At 37.2% G+C, this 17,664-nt stretch carries 19 protein-coding genes; 2 read left to right on the top strand and 17 right to left on the bottom strand.

Going from position 1 to position 17,664, the window contains the following annotated elements:
- Nucleotides 1–58 precede the first annotated feature (58 nt).
- Nucleotides 59–619 (bottom strand): DUF4230 domain-containing protein, encoded by a 561-nt coding sequence (locus tag EYS08_RS19590; protein WP_131031702.1) that lies wholly within the window; start codon nucleotides 617–619, stop codon nucleotides 59–61.
- A gap of 135 nt (nucleotides 620–754) precedes the next feature.
- On the opposite strand from EYS08_RS19590, the gene EYS08_RS19585 reads away from it, so the two are divergent.
- A complete protein-coding gene (locus EYS08_RS19585; RefSeq protein ID WP_131031701.1) occupies nucleotides 755–1,165 on the top strand; it encodes a hypothetical protein in 411 nt (136 codons plus the stop codon).
- 7 nt (nucleotides 1,166–1,172) lie between these two features.
- On the opposite strand, the gene EYS08_RS19580 is transcribed toward EYS08_RS19585, so the two are convergent.
- Complete coding sequence (locus tag EYS08_RS19580; RefSeq protein WP_131031700.1) at nucleotides 1,173–2,165, bottom strand: ABC transporter ATP-binding protein; 993 nt, start codon at nucleotides 2,163–2,165, stop codon at nucleotides 1,173–1,175.
- Nucleotides 2,166–2,296: 131 nt separating this feature from the next.
- Between EYS08_RS19580 and EYS08_RS25845 the strand changes: the two genes are divergently transcribed.
- Nucleotides 2,297–2,446 carry a DUF6364 family protein gene (locus EYS08_RS25845; protein WP_165456519.1) on the top strand — a complete coding sequence of 50 codons (150 nt, stop codon included), beginning with the start codon at nucleotides 2,297–2,299 and terminating at the stop codon, nucleotides 2,444–2,446.
- A 111-nt stretch (nucleotides 2,447–2,557) separates the two neighbouring features.
- On the opposite strand, the gene EYS08_RS19575 is transcribed toward EYS08_RS25845, so the two are convergent.
- From EYS08_RS19575 to hemA, 15 genes are all read right to left on the bottom strand, one after another.
- Complete coding sequence (locus tag EYS08_RS19575) at nucleotides 2,558–3,343, bottom strand: outer membrane beta-barrel protein (RefSeq protein ID WP_131031699.1); 786 nt, start codon at nucleotides 3,341–3,343, stop codon at nucleotides 2,558–2,560.
- Between the two features lie 111 nt (nucleotides 3,344–3,454).
- Nucleotides 3,455–4,213 (bottom strand): hypothetical protein, encoded by a 759-nt coding sequence (locus EYS08_RS19570; RefSeq protein WP_131031698.1) that lies wholly within the window; start codon nucleotides 4,211–4,213, stop codon nucleotides 3,455–3,457.
- Nucleotides 4,194–4,763 (bottom strand): RNA polymerase sigma factor, encoded by a 570-nt coding sequence (locus EYS08_RS19565; protein WP_131031697.1) that lies wholly within the window; start codon nucleotides 4,761–4,763, stop codon nucleotides 4,194–4,196. The genes EYS08_RS19570 and EYS08_RS19565 overlap by 20 nt, the downstream gene beginning before the upstream one ends.
- 348 nt (nucleotides 4,764–5,111) lie before the next feature.
- Nucleotides 5,112–6,269: a hypothetical protein gene (locus tag EYS08_RS19560; RefSeq protein WP_131031696.1), complete on the bottom strand. Its 1,158-nt coding sequence runs from the start codon at nucleotides 6,267–6,269 to the stop codon at nucleotides 5,112–5,114.
- A 206-nt stretch (nucleotides 6,270–6,475) separates the two neighbouring features.
- Nucleotides 6,476–7,036, bottom strand: coding sequence for a CopD family protein (locus tag EYS08_RS19555; RefSeq protein ID WP_131031695.1), 561 nt, complete (start codon nucleotides 7,034–7,036; stop codon nucleotides 6,476–6,478).
- A complete protein-coding gene (locus EYS08_RS19550; RefSeq protein WP_131031694.1) occupies nucleotides 7,036–7,779 on the bottom strand; it encodes a hypothetical protein in 744 nt (247 codons plus the stop codon). Before EYS08_RS19550 ends, EYS08_RS19555 begins: the two co-directional genes overlap by 1 nt.
- Before the next feature lie 2 nt (nucleotides 7,780–7,781).
- Nucleotides 7,782–8,015 carry a hypothetical protein gene (locus EYS08_RS19545; RefSeq protein ID WP_131031693.1) on the bottom strand — a complete coding sequence of 78 codons (234 nt, stop codon included), beginning with the start codon at nucleotides 8,013–8,015 and terminating at the stop codon, nucleotides 7,782–7,784.
- A 53-nt stretch (nucleotides 8,016–8,068) separates the two neighbouring features.
- Complete coding sequence (gene hemE / locus EYS08_RS19540) at nucleotides 8,069–9,094, bottom strand: uroporphyrinogen decarboxylase (RefSeq protein WP_131031692.1); 1,026 nt, start codon at nucleotides 9,092–9,094, stop codon at nucleotides 8,069–8,071.
- Between the two features lie 210 nt (nucleotides 9,095–9,304).
- Nucleotides 9,305–9,820 carry a hypothetical protein gene (locus tag EYS08_RS19535; RefSeq protein WP_131031691.1) on the bottom strand — a complete coding sequence of 172 codons (516 nt, stop codon included), beginning with the start codon at nucleotides 9,818–9,820 and terminating at the stop codon, nucleotides 9,305–9,307.
- A complete protein-coding gene (locus EYS08_RS19530) occupies nucleotides 9,820–10,524 on the bottom strand; it encodes a response regulator transcription factor (RefSeq protein ID WP_025146905.1) in 705 nt (234 codons plus the stop codon). Before EYS08_RS19530 ends, EYS08_RS19535 begins: the two co-directional genes overlap by 1 nt.
- 8 nt (nucleotides 10,525–10,532) lie before the next feature.
- Nucleotides 10,533–11,399, bottom strand: a complete 867-nt coding sequence (locus EYS08_RS19525; RefSeq protein ID WP_029275766.1) for a sensor histidine kinase — start codon at nucleotides 11,397–11,399, stop codon at nucleotides 10,533–10,535.
- Between the two features lie 146 nt (nucleotides 11,400–11,545).
- Nucleotides 11,546–12,916 carry a glutamate-1-semialdehyde 2,1-aminomutase gene (hemL, locus tag EYS08_RS19520; protein WP_131031690.1) on the bottom strand — a complete coding sequence of 457 codons (1,371 nt, stop codon included), beginning with the start codon at nucleotides 12,914–12,916 and terminating at the stop codon, nucleotides 11,546–11,548.
- Between the two features lie 151 nt (nucleotides 12,917–13,067).
- The gene (hemB, locus tag EYS08_RS19515) at nucleotides 13,068–14,036 is read right to left on the bottom strand and encodes a porphobilinogen synthase (RefSeq protein ID WP_131031689.1); all 969 of its coding nucleotides are present in this window, start codon (nucleotides 14,034–14,036) and stop codon (nucleotides 13,068–13,070) included.
- A gap of 173 nt (nucleotides 14,037–14,209) precedes the next feature.
- Nucleotides 14,210–15,790 carry a hydroxymethylbilane synthase gene (gene hemC, locus EYS08_RS19510; RefSeq protein WP_208745914.1) on the bottom strand — a complete coding sequence of 527 codons (1,581 nt, stop codon included), beginning with the start codon at nucleotides 15,788–15,790 and terminating at the stop codon, nucleotides 14,210–14,212.
- 484 nt (nucleotides 15,791–16,274) lie between these two features.
- A complete protein-coding gene (hemA, locus tag EYS08_RS19505; protein ID WP_131031687.1) occupies nucleotides 16,275–17,501 on the bottom strand; it encodes a glutamyl-tRNA reductase in 1,227 nt (408 codons plus the stop codon).
- Nucleotides 17,502–17,664 lie beyond the last annotated feature (163 nt).

Below are 17,664 nucleotides of genomic sequence, written 5' to 3'. Positions count from 1 at the left end.
CTATGTGACGATAGCTTAACCTTACACCCTAAACCTTCCACCTTAAACCTCATAAGCCTTAATCAAAAATAAACCTCACATTCTTATAGCCCAAACCTTCTATAATCGGTTTAAGTACGGTTGTCGCATTGTCTTTAGTCTGCGTTAAAATACTTGATTTTTTAACCTCGGCAGTTACCTGTCTTTCAGCTGCTTTATACGCTTCATCTACCAAATCGGCTTCGCGGAAGAAAGCCATTTTCGTATCGTAAACACGCGAGTTTTTATGGTCGATTTTTACGTAACATATTTCAGGCTGTGGCAAATTTACTACAGCGGTGTCCGCATCAATATCAATATCTTCACGGGTAATTTTTGTTAAATCGATACAGCCTACTGCTTCGGCTTTAACAATCAATAAAACACTGGCCTCGGGTAAAAAGTCTGTTTTATTTTTGTGTTCTAAAACATCGCTTATCTGGTACCTTACCAGCTCTAGTTTACCAATTGCCTCAATTTTCTCTACCAGAAGCTGATGTTTGCTTTCTACAGAGGTATTGATGCTAAACTTTTTGGAGATAAATAAATACCCCGCAACGATTAAAATTAACCAGGGTAAGAGGCGAAAAAAGAGCTTCATATTTTAAAAAATAGGGTGCCAACGTTTGTGTATTTAATCTGTTGCACAATAATTAATCCATAAATCTCCAATTATATTTTTTTGGCAGCAGATTTGTAATACCAATATCACACACACAAATAAAAACTAATCAACATGAAAAAATTTACCATCTTAATGCTTTGCATTGCCACACTAGGTCTGGCTTCCTGCAAAAAAGACACGATTGTTCAACCAGCCAATGCTATTTTAACTGTAGTTAAAGATATATCTCCAAATGCATGGGTATTAAGTAATGACCAAGAAACATTTACTGCAGATATTTCTGTTCCTGAAATCGACCAGTATCATGTAGACAATGAAGGAACTTTGGTTTACATTTCTTATAACAGCGGTGCAAGTTATATTGCATTACCATTTGTTTATAATGTTGATGCATACAGCTTCGAAGTATATAAAGGTGGAGTATCTATCGACGTACAAAGTTCAGATTACCAGGCAACAACTCCGATAAAACCTACATCAACAGTAAGGGTAAAAATAGTTCTGGTTGGAAACGATTTATAACTAGTATTTAAAACTCCAAAAAACGACTAATGTTCAATTGAACGTGGTCGTTTTTTTTATGCTCTCCCCTGTTCAGCTGCAAGGCACGGATGTTCACGCCGTTTCTTTCCAAAAGCAATTCATCATAAAAACCTTTGTAATACACATCCTTTACCTCATAGCGCCTGCTGCTCCAACTATTGCTCATTTCAGCCCATTCGGGATAAAACACAACGAATTCTTTTTCTGTTTTTAAACCAATTTTTTCGGCATCAGCTTTCGATAAAACTACGGCATTGCCTAAAATCTGAGCGGTATAAATGTGTTTTGGGTGCTGGTAAATGTCGGCTGGTTTTCCAGTTTGCAGCAGTTCCCCATTTTTTAGGATAAGTAACTGGTCGGCCAGAAATAAACCATCGGCCGGATCGTGAGAAACCAAAATTACGGTAACACCGGTTTCGGAGGCTACCCGTTTAATATCAGCCCGCAGCTGGTTTTTAAGCAGGGCATCAACCTGACTAAAAGGTTCGTCTAAAAGCAAAACCTGCGTATCGGCAACCATTGCTTTAGCTATGGCCACACGCTGCTGCTCCCCTCCACTCAGCTCGATAATTTTTTTATTCTGGAGTGGTAAAATCCGGAGGTGCTCCATAATCTGAAGCGTTTTTTCGGCTTTGGTTTTAAGGTCTGTGTTCGATAGTTGTGAAGCAATATTATCGTAAACCTTGGCATAAATGTTTAACGAAAAATCCTGTGTAACCATTTTCATCTGCTTATGGCCAGGAATCAGTTGTTCATCAGGCCCTTTAACCCTTTGATTTTCGAAAAAGATTTCACCCTCATCGGTTTTCAGTAATCCATAAATGGATTTCAGTAAAGTCGATTTTCCGCTTCCGCTTTCGCCAATAATGGCTACCACATCACCTCTTTTAATCTCGAAACTTACAGTTTTAATGCCACCAGCTTGTTCTGCCTGATATTGCTTGGTTAAATTTTTAACGCTGATTATGGTATTGCTCACGTGGTAAAGATAAGAAAAAGGTAGAGGGTTTAAGGTGGAAGGTTTAAGGTTAAAGCTCGCGTAATTGTTAATATTTTATTTAGAAATTCACCACAACTGTATTTATCTTTAAATCAATAAAATACAAAGAGATGAAAGCTAAAATCACACTAATTCTTGATGATGCTGTTATAGAGCAGGCTAAAATTTATGCGGAAAAGCAAGGAATAAGTTTAGATGAATTTATGGAGAATTGCTTTAAATCTTTGATCGATGAGAATAATCCTACCGAAACTTTGTAACAAAAAAATCCTGTCTCGCCTAACCGAAACAGGATCTGTTTTATTTGTGTGTTGATGCCCTACATTTCTAGGAGGGTTTAATTAAGTCCCCTTTAGGGGATTTAGGGGGCGTTAATTTAATCCGAAGGTAACCCCGAAACTCATGTTTTTTAAGCCAGCCTGCTGAGCGGTAGTAAACATATCGTTAAAGTAATACTTGGTAAATAATCCTATACCACCATAGCCAAATCTAACTGTACCACCATAACGAACCGATTGAAAGTGGTAGCTATCGTATTGTTTTTCTTTACCACGCTCTTCACTTATCTGTTTAATTTTTCCGTTTAGCAAAAAGCTAACCTCCGGACCTAAAACCAGGTAAAATCTTTTGCTGTTTTTGTTTTCACTGGTACGGAATTCGAAGTTTAATGGAATATGTACATAACTGCTCGAGAATCGGTTTTTTGAAAAATGCACAGGTGCTTGATCGGTATATACAAATTCGTTAGAGTTTTTAGCAATGGTAATATCTTTTCTTAAACGGATTAATGTCCAGTCGAACCCACCCGCTACATAAACTTTAAAATTAGAGTTGAAACGGTAGCCAAATTGCAAAACATCGAAAGAGAAAGTACTGGTTTTGCCACCTTTATAATCCAAAAAATCGTTGTTTGGAGATAAGTTGAAGCTGCCATTATCGATTAACCTGGAGAAACCTAAATCAACTCTGGTAAAGGTAATTCCGCCCACAAAACGACCTTTTTTAACTGAATCTGCAGATTTGGTTTTAATGATGATACCATGTCCTTCACTATAATCCATTTTCTTTTTGGTACTATCTTGTTGCGCAAAAGCACCTGGAGCCATAACACCGGCAAGCCCGCTTACCAAAAGTGTTGTATAAATTAGACGTTTCATATGTGTGTGTTGTTGAGTTATTGAACGAGTGAATTATTGAATGTTATAAAGCTGAATATGTAATATTAAGCTTCAGATACTAGCAACTGTGAACTGATAATTGAAAACTGTTTACTTCTTATTTCGTTTACCTATTTTAAACGGACCTATATTAATCGATGCCAAAGAAGAATCATCATCATCTGTACGGAACTGGATCAGCTTATCTTTTCTTTTGTCCATTTTATTAACGATGAGGTTTACCACATCGCCAACATTACGGATGCCTTTACTGCTCGGTTCATTTTCATTAACAGGATCGTCTGTTTTAACTGGCGTTGCAACAACCGCAGTTACAATCTCTTCTTTTGGCTGTAAAATCGCCTCTTCGATTTTTGTTTTAATATCTTTTTTAGGCTCTTCAACTTTAGCTACAGTTGTTTCTTGTTTTAGCATTTCAGGAGGCGTAACTATCCTCGGTTGCTCTACAGCAGGCCTAACTTCTTGTTTCAACTTTGTTTTAACCACAGTACTTACCGCCTTAGGCCGAACTGGCAAAACCGGAGCGATATTTTCAACTGGCGCAACAATTGTAGCTGAAGAATCTTTAATGGTCTGTAACCGTACCACTGGTTTAGATTTTTCAATTGTATTATTAGCCAATTTTTTATCTCCGTCAGTACTATCCTGTTGTTGATAAACCAAAACGCCGAGTGTAGCAATTAATAACACTGCGGCTGCTGACAACCAATAAATCGGTATGATTCTTTTTTTCTTAGGTGATATTTCGCTTTCAATATTGCTCCATAAATCCCTCGAAGGTATTACTTCAGCATCAGCAAAAGCATCCTTAAATAACTGATCAAAATCCTTATCCCGTATAGGTTGCATAACCAAATCCCTCCATTTTTATAATTTCTTCTTTTAATATTGCTCTTGCTCTCGACAGTTGCGATTTGCTCGCGCCTTCTGAGATTCCAAGCGTTTCACCAATTTCTTTGTGCGAATAACCTTCAATTACGTACATGTTAAAAACCATGCGATAGCCATCTGCCAATTTTTGTATCACCTTCATTAAATCCTGCATCCCTAAAGTGCCAAAATCAAATCCGGTTGATGGTTGCTCGTAAGCTTCATCTATTTCTACCACATTTAAGCTGCGTAAATTTTTACGGTAACTTTCAATTGCAGTGTTCACCATAACTCTTCTAATCCAGCCTTCAAAAGAACCATCGCCCCTATACTCTTTTATTTTCTGGAAAATTTTAATATATCCCATCTGCAGCACATCTTCTGCCTCCATTCTATCTTTGGCGTAGCGCATGCAAACGGCCAACATCTTCAATGCAGTTTGCTTGTAAAGCAGCTCCTGCATCTTCCGGTCGCCAGCTTTGCAGCCTTCCATCAAATCGTTTATCGTATAGCTTCGCGTCAATTTCATTGTGTGTTTGTATATAGAAGATGGCAGATTACAAACAATGGTTGCATGAGGAGAGAAAAAAAAGTTAAATAAAGTTAAAAATAATCCAACAACAACTGATTACCAACAAGATATAGTTAAAATAATTTTCAAGAAAGATATAGATTTTTTATTTGAAAACGAACATTCAGCATTTCATCGGGAGCAGCAGTCCCGCTATCCGCTTCAAAGCCTCGGTTCGTTCCTCACCTTCGTGTTTTCGCTCCTATCGGGTTTAGAAACCAGAGGCAATGCTTAAACACAACAAACCCGGAGTTTTTTTGAAACCTCCGGGTTTGAAATTCTATGCGTTTAATTACCCTACACCTTTTACCTCTCGGCTTTCTTCACTTTAAACAATTTAAAATCCTGTTTATAAGTCAAGAAAAATGAATGGTTAAACTGAAGTTGTTTATCGGTATGGTCTAAATCGATATGTGGTTCGAAACGCACATCAAGGTACAAATGTGGAATTAACTCTTTTTGGTAAGCATAGCGCAACGAAACAATATTTCTGGTGCTTTGCTTCAAGCCCGGACTGTACAGGTTATCAGAAACCGATTCATAAAGCGGCATACCTTTAATCGAAATAAAGTTGTTGCCTTTCCAGTAAGAAGCCACCAAACTTCCCCATTTACTTTCTACACCCGCATTTAACCATAAACCAAAGCCACCTTGGTAAGCTCTTCTTTTATCAGGTGAAAAATCTTTATACACCGCAATATAATTGTCGGTATATACCTGTTTAATGTTGGTATTAATTGCTTTGTGCAGTTTTAAACCAGTTGCTCCATTAAACATAGTTGTAATCGGGATTTCTTTAAGTACATCAATTTGTCCACCTTGATGGAAAGCCAAAAATTGGACAGGCCAACTAAACTTCCATCCATTACCTTCTGCAATGGTGCTTTCGGTAGATAAACCGCCAATAATTTCTTCTTTGGCAGGATCACCCTTATAGATCATTTTCTGCCAGGCTATCCAGGCATCTAAAGTAAACTTCTTGCGCTCTACCAATAACTGCGTTCCGTACTCAATCGGCGTGGTTATGGTTCTTTCGAAATCGTATAAAGGTTCGATGTATTTATGCTGAATATTGCCCTCTAAACTTCCAAAAATTAAAGTAAGATTTCTTTTATGGTATTTTACGCTAAACAAAGGTTTCGCATCCGAAATTCCGTTTCTTCCAAAATCCTTTCTGATAAAAGCACCTGCGGTAATGGCCAGATTAGGATGTGCGTAATAAACAATTTGAGGTTGCAGCTGTGTTCCGTACAAAGTATAACCATCGTGAAAATCGTTGGTATACTCGTAATTACGAACATAGTTTAAATTATAAAAGTTAAAGTGAACCTCGTTGGTTAAGCTGCTATCGGGACGGATACGATTTTCGAAAGCCGATTGATTAAACTGTGCCGAGGCAAAATAAGAACTGAAAAGAAAAGATATTAAGAGTAAGGTCTTCTTCAAACCTGTGGTTGTAAACATGCGCTTGGATTTTATCGCCCAAATTTAGAATAGTTTTTATTAAATTATCAAGTACTGGGTATCAAGTATCAAGAAGTCGGTGCAAGTTTACGCAAAGGAAACAAAGTTATTTATTCATTAACCGCTAATGCACAAAGGACTCAAAGATTTTAGGACTTAGTATTCAATAACATTCTTAGTGTTTTAGTGACTTTGTGGCACAAAGATTATTCACCACGCTTTTTACGATAATTTTTATACAGTTTAACCGCAACCATAATGGCCATCGCAACCCCCATTATTCCAATTAAACCGTAAATCCAGTTAATGGCATTTTTAAGGATTACTACGAATACAATGGCAATCATAAAAATGGTAGCCAGCTCACGCCATAATCTCAACTGAAAGCTCGTTAGCTTGTATTGATTATTTTTAAGCCGTTTAACGATGTTTTGGCAGATGAAATGATAAATGAGTAAGCCGACAACAAAACCCAGTTTAACCCACATCCAATCGGCTTGAAGCAAGCCTTGGTTTAAAGTCAGCATAGATACACCTGCTAAAACAGAAATGATCATGGCTGGGGTGGCGATAATTCTCCATAAAGTAGCCTCCATCTTAACAAACTGTTTCTGGAGGATAGTTTTTTCAGGTTCGGGCTTATCGTTTGCCTCAGTATGGTAAATAAAAAGACTAAGGATATAAAACAATCCCGCCATCCAGCTAATTACAAATACAATATGTACGGCTTTGAAATACTGATAATATGGCAATAAGGTTTCTATCATTACTTTATTTTATTCAAAATATAGGTCTCTATCCAATTAGGGATATTCAAAAATTCAAGATTTAAAATTCCACGCTTAATATTCCCAACATAAATATGTTTACCCGCTGAATTATCCCAAAGATAAGTCTCATCAACTTCTTTTAACATATCTATAAGTAAATCCATTGTAAGAAAATAACGCTTCTCAATCTTGTCTCCATCAACAAAATGGCCACCTTTTTTTACCCTATCTTTTACTCTTTCTAAATTTATTATTGGTGTCTCTGTTCCAATAAAATATAAGTAAACCTTATAGTTATTTTGATGGGCGAATTCGATTAGTTCCAATTTCGATGGATGAGAAAAAACAGTTTCGAAAGAAAATGATTTTTTAGACTCAATCAATTTATGGCGAATAAAGTCAGCTATTATTGCGAAATGATAAGAATTATAATCAAGGTAATCATATTCTTCTTTTACAATAACATTTTCTTTTACAACTAAATTCCAGCTTTTTTTTGAGAAACAAGCCTTAGCATATAATCCATTTGAGGTATTGAATTTTTCAAATTCGGCTTGTGAACAACTTATATCGAACTCTGAAAGATTTAAAAAATTATTCTTCTTAAAATCTGACTCTAAATTATCAGCATTTACAAAAAGTTTAGTAGAAAAATAAATTGGCTTAATTGAATTATAAAGCGTTGTTTTACCAGAGCCATTTGGTCCTGCAAAAATTCTTAGCTTAGGCTTAATTGCCATTATCAAAAAAGTTTAATCTTTTTCTTTTCAACTCTTTTTTTTGAAAAATTTCCTGAAGAAATTTTTACAGTTTCGCCATTATTGAAAGTTCTGTAAACGCCATCAGTTTTCACTTCAGTTCTACCTAAATCCATAGCATCCACTACGCGAAGAACATCATCCATCGCTTTATTTATGGCATTAATTACCTGTTTTATTGGCAATTTATCTTCGTCGCGTAATGATTTAACTGTCATGAATAATAAAATAATTAAGCTAATATAAGCAAAATGACTTTGAATTTAGGGTATTAATACCTAAACTCCTTTACCACCTCAATTGCATACTTCACATTATCGAAAGGAATATCTGGCATTATACCATGGCCCAAATTGAAGATAAAGCCTTCGGTGCCACGCATACGTTCGAATAATTTATGGATCTGTGCTTTAATTACCGCTTTATCAGCATATAAAATATGTGGATCCAAATTTCCCTGTACGGCAATACCTTTTGGCAAAGCATTTTTAATATTCAATAAATCAGCGTTCCAGTCAACCGAAATTACATCTGGTTTGGCCTCTGCCATAATCGGTGCAAAAACCGAACTTCCTTTACAGAAAGAAATCACTGGAATATCTTTTCTGTTTAAATTAGCAATGATTTCCTGAATATAATGGTGAGAAAACTCCTGGTAATCATTCCATGATAAGGCAAGTGCCCAACTGTCGAAAATCTGAACAGCATTAACTCCAGCAGCAATCTGAAGGTTCAAATAGTCCGCCGTTACTTTTGCAATTTTAGCCAAAAGTTTATGCGCCAGCTCTGGCTGATTGTGTATAAAGAGCTTGGTTAATTTAAAATCTTTAGATGAACCTCCTTCAATTAAATAACTCATTACGGTAAATGGCGCACCTGCAAAACCGATTAAAGGAATATTACCATTCAATCGTTGCTGAATCACTTTAATGGCATCAGCAACATATTGCAATTCGTCCAGGCAATCAACATTTAAGTTTTCAATGTCTTTAGCGGTACGTACCGGATTTGCAAATTTAGGTCCAACGCCTTGAGTAAAACTCAAATCGCCGCCCATAGCTTCACCAGTTACCAGAATATCACAGAATAGAATCGCGGCATCAATATCCAACAAATCAACGGGTAACATGGTTACATCTGCAGCAATTTCTGGATTTTTACACATCTCTAAAAAAGAGTATTTGTTTTTAATTTCCCAATATTGTGGCATAAAACGACCTGCCTGACGCATCATCCATACTGGTGGGCGTTCGGTTTGTTTTGAAAATGCTGCGTCTAAAAATAAGTTATTCTTCATGATTTGTATTTGGTATTCATTAGTCAGCGTCACACTGATCCGATAGCTATCGGATTTATTTCAGCATCTTTCTTTAGTTAGATCCAGAACTGAGTTCAGGAAGACGGACTGCCTAAAATTTTAATTTTGCAAAGGTATAAATAAAAAAAAAACGAAGTACCTTTTTATCCCTAAACTGGTGCTTCGTTATTCAAAATGACAATATTAATATTATAACTTGCTTATTTCTTTTTCAATTTTAACGATAATGTCTTTCGAGCGTTGCGTTTCTGCAAGTTCCTTGGCCAATTCCGTATAAGCTTCTGCCTTTTCTCTATCTTTCTTCCGCAAGGCGAGATTAGCTAAATGGATCAGTACGTATGATTTCTCATTTTTACCTCCTACCGGAAAGCGGCTCGCCCACTGAAAGTGATATTCGGCTTTATCGTAATCATGTTCTTTCAAGGCCATATTGCCCTGCATAAATTCGTAATAACCCCTTCGGCTTTTAGCCAAGCGCTCTGGCTTAACCACCTCAGCCAATAAGGCTTTGGTTTTACCGAATTCGTTATTCTTGAAATGTTTTGACGCCATCAAAACGGAACTATGCTTAAAATGGCTCCAAACAACAAAGGCAAACAACAGCACTGAAACAGCGGCCAGCTGGTATTGATTGTAAAAAACACAAACCAACGCAACCAACACAAAAACTGCCATTAAAGCATATCTGCCCTTATTATTATACATTAATGACTATCAGTAAATTTATAGCCTACACCACGGATCGAGTGGAAATAAACTGGATTTTTTTGATCTGGTTCGAAATACTTACGGAAAGTTAAAATGAAGTTATCGATTGTTCTTGTTGAAGGATAAACATCATAATTCCAAACAGTTTCTAAAATCTGCTCTCTTGAAACCGCATCGTTTTTACGCTCAATCAACAGTTTCAACAACATCGTTTCCTTTTTCGTTAACGGTGTGATGGTACCATCATCGTGTTTTAATTCGAAAGAGTTAAAATAAATTGTTTTATCACCGATTTTGTAAGAATTCAATTCTTTTAAATCATCAGATTTCAAACTGCGTTTAACCAAAATACCAACACGAAGAATTAATTCTTCTAAGTTGAAAGGTTTAACCAAATAATCGTCAGCTCCTTTTTTCAAACCTAAAACACGGTCTTCTGAAGTGTTTTTAGCTGTTAAAAACATAATCGGAACTTCTGCATTCTCTAAACGGATTGTTTCGCAAACCTGGAAACCATCCATTTCAGGAAGCATTACATCCAAAATAATTAGATTGAAGCGTTCTTCTTTAAAAATTTTAAGAGCGGTTTTGCCATCTTTAACGGCGTGAACTTTATAACCCTCAAGTTCGAGGTTTAATTTGATAGCATCTAACAAGTGATCCTCGTCTTCTACCAATAGAATTCTTAATTTTTGTGACATAATTGAGATTAACTAAATGTTACTTCAAAAATACTTCCTTGAGGCAAATTGTCTTTTACTGTAATATCTGCATCATGGTATTGTAAAACCTCCTTCACAATAAACAAGCCTAAACCTGTTCCTTTCGCTTTTCTGACATTCTCGTTACCAACTCGGTAAAACTTATCAAATATCAACATTTTTTCGGCATCTGAAATACCCGGTCCCTGATCTACCACACTTAATTGAATATGCCCATCAACCTTGTTTAAATGCACATTTATCTCATCACAGGGGTTCGAATACTTGACCGCATTCTCAATTAAATTGGTCACTACTGACGATAAGGCAAATTTGTCACCCACTACCTGCAAATTTGGCTGAATTTTAGCATTTATAATCTGCTCACATCCACAAGAATGAACCTGTAGCCTATCCGTGATCTTATATACCAGCTCCGAGAAATTAAATTCTTCCTTCGGAAAAGTATAGGAACGGTTTTCAATCTTGGTGGCCAACAGCATATTTTCGACCAGATCATCCAAACGCTCAATATCTTTTAGCGAATTATTTAATAATGAAGTTTGACGCGCTTTATCCAAATCACGTTTAACAATGGTTTGGATAGAAAGTTTTATTGCCGCCAAAGGCGATTTCAGCTCGTGCGTAATCGACATCAGGAAATTTTGCTGCTGTTCCCTTAATTTATCTTCACGCTTTAACGATTGATGAAGGAAATAACCGCCAATACAGAGCAAGAACAAAAACACCGAACCTTCGCCCATAATCATGGTCATGCGGCTTGGCTGCAAACGCACCACCAGTGTTCCCCATGAAATGAGTTGAATCAGTGCATAAAGCAATAATGCGTAAAATATAATTATAGATTTCTTCATACCCCAACCCCTAAAGGGGCTTTTAATTTTAAATATCTTTTCCTTCGGGTTGATTACACAGATTTTTGGATTTCACAGTTGTTTTTTCCCATAGTTCGTGTCTCCACGAACCATCATAAATCTTTATATCGTAGTGTAAAAAAGCCTTACTTCTTAAACACTAGATCTAATGCTTCAAAAATAGCACGTTTCGCTTTCTCCAATTCGATCTTAGTATGTGCTGAAGATACGAAACCAACTTCATATCCCGATGGGCCTAAATAAATTCCTCTATTCAATAACTCACGGTGCATAATTTTGAATTTTTCCATGCTGCTGGCATCAATATCATCAGCCGATTGGATTTTATCTTTATCGGTAAAAGCAAACCAGAAGATAGAACCAATGGTAAATACTTTAAATTTATAGTTACGTGCGGTTGCAAAACGCTGAATACTGGCTACAAATTCTTGTGCTTTGGAATTCAAATCTTTGTAAAAGCTTGATTTGTTCAGTTCTGTTAATGTTGCAATGCCTGCTGCCATAGCCACCGGATTTCCAGACAAGGTACCTGCCTGATACACACCACCATCAGGAGAGATATGTGCCATAATTTCAGCACGTGCACCGTACATCCCAACAGGTAAGCCACCACCAATGATTTTGCCATAAGTAACAATATCAGGTGTAACGCCATAATGTGCCGCAGCTCCTTCAAAACCTACCCTGAAACCGGTAATAACTTCATCAAAAATCAGAAGAGAACCATTATCCGTACAAATTTTACGTAAGAAATGAATATATTCTTCATCTTGAATAATCAAACCATTATTCGCCGGAATGCCTTCAATAATTACCGCAGCAATCTGATCTTTAAACTGCGTAAAAGCTTGCTCTATGGCTGTTTTATCATTTAAAGGGATAACAATGGTTTCCTCAGCAAAAGATTTTGGCACACCTGCAGAAGAGGTTTCACCAAAAGTAACCAAACCAGAACCCGCTTTAACCAAAAGCGAATCGCTATGACCGTGGTAACAGCCTTCGAATTTTAAAATTTTATCGCGACCGGTAAAACCTCTTGCCAAACGAATGGCCGACATTACCGCTTCGGTACCTGAACTCGTAAAACGGATTTTCTCAACAAAACGGTTGTTTTTAATAATCAGCTCTGCCAATTCATTTTCTAAAGCTGTTGGCGCACCAAAGCTCATACCGTTCTGCATTACCTCAGTAACTTTCTCGCGGATTTTAGGATTGTTATGTCCCAAAATTAGTGGACCCCAGCTACCACAGAAATCGATAAACTGATTACCATCAGCATCCCATATATAACAGCCATCACCTTTTTCGATAAAAAGTGGTGTACCGTAAACAGATTTAAAAGCCCTAACAGGTGAGTTTACCCCACCAGGGAAATACGTTTTTGATTTTTCGTACAGTTCGGCAGATTTTACTCTCGAAATATCAGGTTTACTACCTGTATTTACCGGAATATCGGCTTCGTTGCCTGAAAACATTTTCTTTAATGAATCTAACATTTTTTTAAGGTATAAGGCAAAAGGCGTAAGGTTTAAGGTTAATAACATATGCCAAAGAACCAAATATTACATTTACCTATGTTTTTTAACATGGTGTAGATAAGGAATGGCAAGGAAACCCTACACCTTAAATCCTTTACCTTTCACCTTTTTAAAGCCAGTCGTTATTTAAAATATCTTTAATATGGTAAGTGGTAATAATACTTGCGCCTGCACGGGCAAAGGCATGCATGGTTTCCATTACTACTTTTTGTTCATCTATCCAACCGCGTTCGGCAGCTGCTTTTACCATGGAGTATTCGCCTGATACATTATAAACCGCAATTGGCAAATTGGTATCCTGTTTTAACCGTTGGATGATATCCAAATAGGCTAAACCTGGTTTCACCATTAAAACATCAGCGCCTTCATGCTCATCCAAAGCGGCTTCGCGTAAAGCCTCTAAAGGGTTTCTGAAATCCATCTGGTAAGCCTTCCTATCACCTTTGCTTGGTGCACAGTCTGCAGCCTCTCTAAAAGGGCCATAATAGGCAGAAGCGAATTTTGTGGCATGGCTCATAATGGCAGCATTAACAAATCCGTTTTCATCTAAGAGATTGCGTATGGCTTCAATCCGGCCATCCATCATGTCAGACGGGGCAAACATATCAGCACCAGCTTCGGCATGTGTTAAAGCCATTTTAGCAATTACCTCTACTGTTTTATCGTTTTGAACATAATCGTTTTCCAATATACCGCAATGGCCATGGGTAGTATAAGAACAAACGCAAACATCGGTAATTACATATAAATCATCTCCAAATTGTTTTTTTAATTCACGAACTGCAGTTGGAACTAAGGAATGATCATGATAAGCCGATTTCGCGTCTTCAGATTTTTCATCACCCACACCGAAAAGCATAATTTTGTTGAGTCCTTTTTTCATTCCGGCCTCTACATCTTTAATCAGGGTATCACCCGAATAATGGTTTACCCCTGGCATCGCATCAATGGCGTGGGTAACATTGTTGCCTGGCACTATAAAGTAAGGGTACACAAACATATCCTTCGATAACCGGGTTTCGGCTACCATCTCTCTCACCAACGGGTTTTTCCTTAATCTACGCGGACGATTTAACATTTTATTTGTATCAAGTATTTAGTATCAAGTATCGAGACCTGAATATTTTTTATTTTTTCCTTCGGGGTGATTGCACAGATTTTTAGATTTAGTATCAAGATTATAGTATCAGGTATCAAGACTTAATTATTTTAAACCTTAAACTCTAACCCCTCCACCCTAAACCTTCAACCTTACTTAATCTCAATCCCAAACACTGCTTCTGCTAGTCCAATTTCATCAGGCGAATAAGGCAAAGCATATTTCACGCCCATTTCATCAAATTTCTTACCGGTAGAGTTTCCAATGGCAATTACCTGTTGACCTGGCTCCAATAAATTATTAGCGAAATACGCATCAACATTTGATGGACTGGTAAAAATCAGCACATCAGCATAACTTTGGTCAATATCATCTTCGATTACCGTTTCGTAAATCGGCAGATCGATTATTTTAGCATCAGCTGGTAATGATTTTTGAATCGATTGTAAAGAATCCTGTGCTCTTGGAAACAGTATTTGCTGACCGCCAACCAATTGTGCGAAATCTTCAGCAACTTCGGTAATATCGCCACTCTCGCCAACAAAATCGGCAATGTGGCCAAATTTACGCAAGGCATCTTCTGATCCTCTTCCTACCACACCAAATTTTGTTCTCTTTGGAAGCACTGGTTTTAAGTTGAAAAAATATTCAACACTGTTGCGGCTGCTGAAGAAAACCCAATCTACATGTCTTAAAATAAACTGATCTAAAACAGTTACTATCGGGAATGTACGGATCAACGAACGTCCTTCTATTTCAATATTATTATTTTCTAATGCCCTACGGAAATAACTGTGCTCGCCAATTTCGCGCGAGATGAAAACCTTTGCAGGTTTCTTTCTTTCTACATTAAACTTGGCCACAATTTTTTCTGCCAATCCTTCGGTACTTTCTGCGCGTAAAAACAAACGTTCAGGAAAATGGTCGGCCGTTTCGGCTTTTGAAGTCCATATTTCGAATTTTCCATTTTCTTTTTTGCAATAACAGCCCAAAGGCATGTGGCAACCACCTTCGAAAAGGTTTAAAACCTTGCGTTCTACAGTTACAGTCTCTGCCGTTTCCGGGTCGTGCAATTTTTGCAATGCATCAAAAAGCTCGGTATCATTTTCCCTGATCTGAATAGCCAAAGCGCCCTGAGCGGGTGCCGGGATAAACTCCGTAGTTTCCAATTCTTCCACATGTAAATCGCTCACATCAAGATTTAAACGCTTAACACCAGCTTTTGCAATCAGAATGGCATCATAATCTTCATCACGAAGTTTTTGGATACGGGTGGGTACATTTCCGCGTAAATCTTCAACCTCTAAATCAGGGCGTAAACCCAATAACTGGGCTTTGCGTCGATTGGATGAAGTGCCAACCATTGCACCTTTTTTTAACGAAAGCTTTTGCGAAACATCTACACAATCTTTTAAAATCAAAAGATATTCGCTTGCTTCTTCACGTGGCGGTAAAGCAGCGATAATCAACCCTTCAGGGTGTGTAGTAGGTAAATCTTTAAGGCAATGTACAGCCAGATCAATTGTTCCGCCCAAAAGCTCTTCTTCCAATTCTTTGGTAAAGAAGCCTTTGCCTTCCAGTTTATCTAATCTTAAATTCAGGATTTTATCGCCCTGAGTTTTAATGATTTTTATTTCTGCTTCTATTCCAATTGCAGCCAATTCATCTTTTATATGATTTGCTTGCCATAAAGCCAGATCGCTACCGCGTGTTCCAATGGTTAATTTCTTCACTATAAAGGTTAAATGAGTTGCAAATTTAATTTAATTAGTGGTTTATACCATGAATTGTTTAAAAATGAGACAGTGAGGTTACAGAACCTATAATTTAAAGGATTTCTATGACATTTGCCCAATTGATTCGTCATTCTGAGCGCAGCGAAGAATCTGTAGCTGATAAGCTTTGGTTTTAAATTCGTGATGTAAGAGGTTACCATCTTACATTTAATTAAATTCTTTTAGATATAAGCTAAGTCAAGTATTACCACCTGAGTTCACTATGATATTATGTTAGATGGTGGTTGAACCATCTAAAGAATATAAGTCCATTTAAGTTGATTTTATGAAAGATGCTGAAACAAGTTCAGCAGGACGACAAGAGAATTGATTTCGGGATTTATCTAAAAGAATAAAAGATTCATCACTGCGTTCAGAATGACAAGATGTAGGAAGACAGAAAAAGAAAAAAAATTAAACCTTGGCGATCTTTGCGGTAAAATTAAGGTTGATTAACTAGAATTTCTTTTGCCATTACCATTGGAACGCTGATGTATTTTTTCTCCATGTAGTTCATTACACGTTCTAAAACTTCGCGCGAGGCTTCATCCATCTGACTAATTTCATCGGCAAACACGCCATTTAAGGCTGTATTTTTGATTTCTTTAATCTTTCTTGGTACTTCCTGCATCGCCAATTCGATACGGCGTTGTTTTAAAACAGAGAAAAATTCGGTAATGTTGTTGCTGATAATTTCTTCGGCATGCACCAGTTCGTTATAACGTTCCTGGATATTTTTGCGCGCCACCTCTTTTAGCGATTCTACCTCAATATAATGTACAGGGTTGTTATGAATTACTGCCGGGGCAACATCATTCGGGATGGCTAAATCTACAATTACCTTTTTGCCCTGATCGCCGTTTAAAAGTTTGGCGTATAAGGCTTCGTTAATAATTGCCTCGGTTGAACCAGTACAGGTAATGATCACATCAAACCCTTCATTAAAATCCTCAAGCGCTGCTAAAGGATAAGCCTTGCCACCTAGTTCTTCCGCCAAAGATTCGGCCTTAGAAAACGTACGGTTGAAAATCGAGAAATTCGAGTATTTATGTTTGTTAAGGTATTTTGCAATGTTCTGATTGGTTTCGCCAGCGCCAATAATCAAGATACGTGAGTTGCCGCACATATTTAACTCTTTAAGCTTACGGTAGGCCAATGAAACAACAGAAACCGGATTTTTCGAAATATTGGTGTGCGTATAAACTTCTTTTGCGGTTTTAACCACACGATCCATAATCATACGCATATAATCGCCAGTAAAACCTGCGTCTCGGCAGTTTTCGTAAGCTTTACGGATCTGGGCAAGAATTTCCTTTTCGCCAACCACCAAACTCTCTAAAGAGCAAGATGTTCTGAGCAAATGGTTAAAAGCTTCTTCATTTTCGTATACCGTAACATTATCAAGAAAACGCTCCATAAATTCAGGAGGCAGTCCCATGTCTAAAACAGTTAGGAATCTGGTTACAAATTCCTTGTCGGTTTTCTCTTTGGTAAGGAAAACAAACTCCACACGGTTACAGGTTCCGATATAGAAAATTTCACTAACGGGAAGTTCTGCTTGAACATTCTTCAACCTGCTATCTAAACTCTGATCACAAATAACTAATTTCCCTAAAGATTTCAGGTCGATGTGGTGATGCGTAAAAGCTATTACTTTTAAATATTCCAAGTGCTTCCGTTATTAACTATTATCGGGATACAAAAGTAACAGGGAGAACGCATGTGACTGTCATTAACCTGTAATTTACATCAATTTAGAACGGTTTTAAATAAAGAGCTTAAAGATTAATCAAACCATATCGATTTGCATGAACAAACCAATCCGCATAATT

Source organism: Pedobacter kyonggii (assembly GCF_004310665.1).
GTDB lineage: Bacteria > Bacteroidota > Bacteroidia > Sphingobacteriales > Sphingobacteriaceae > Pedobacter > Pedobacter kyonggii.
This window is presented reverse-complemented; position numbering and strand designations above follow the sequence as displayed.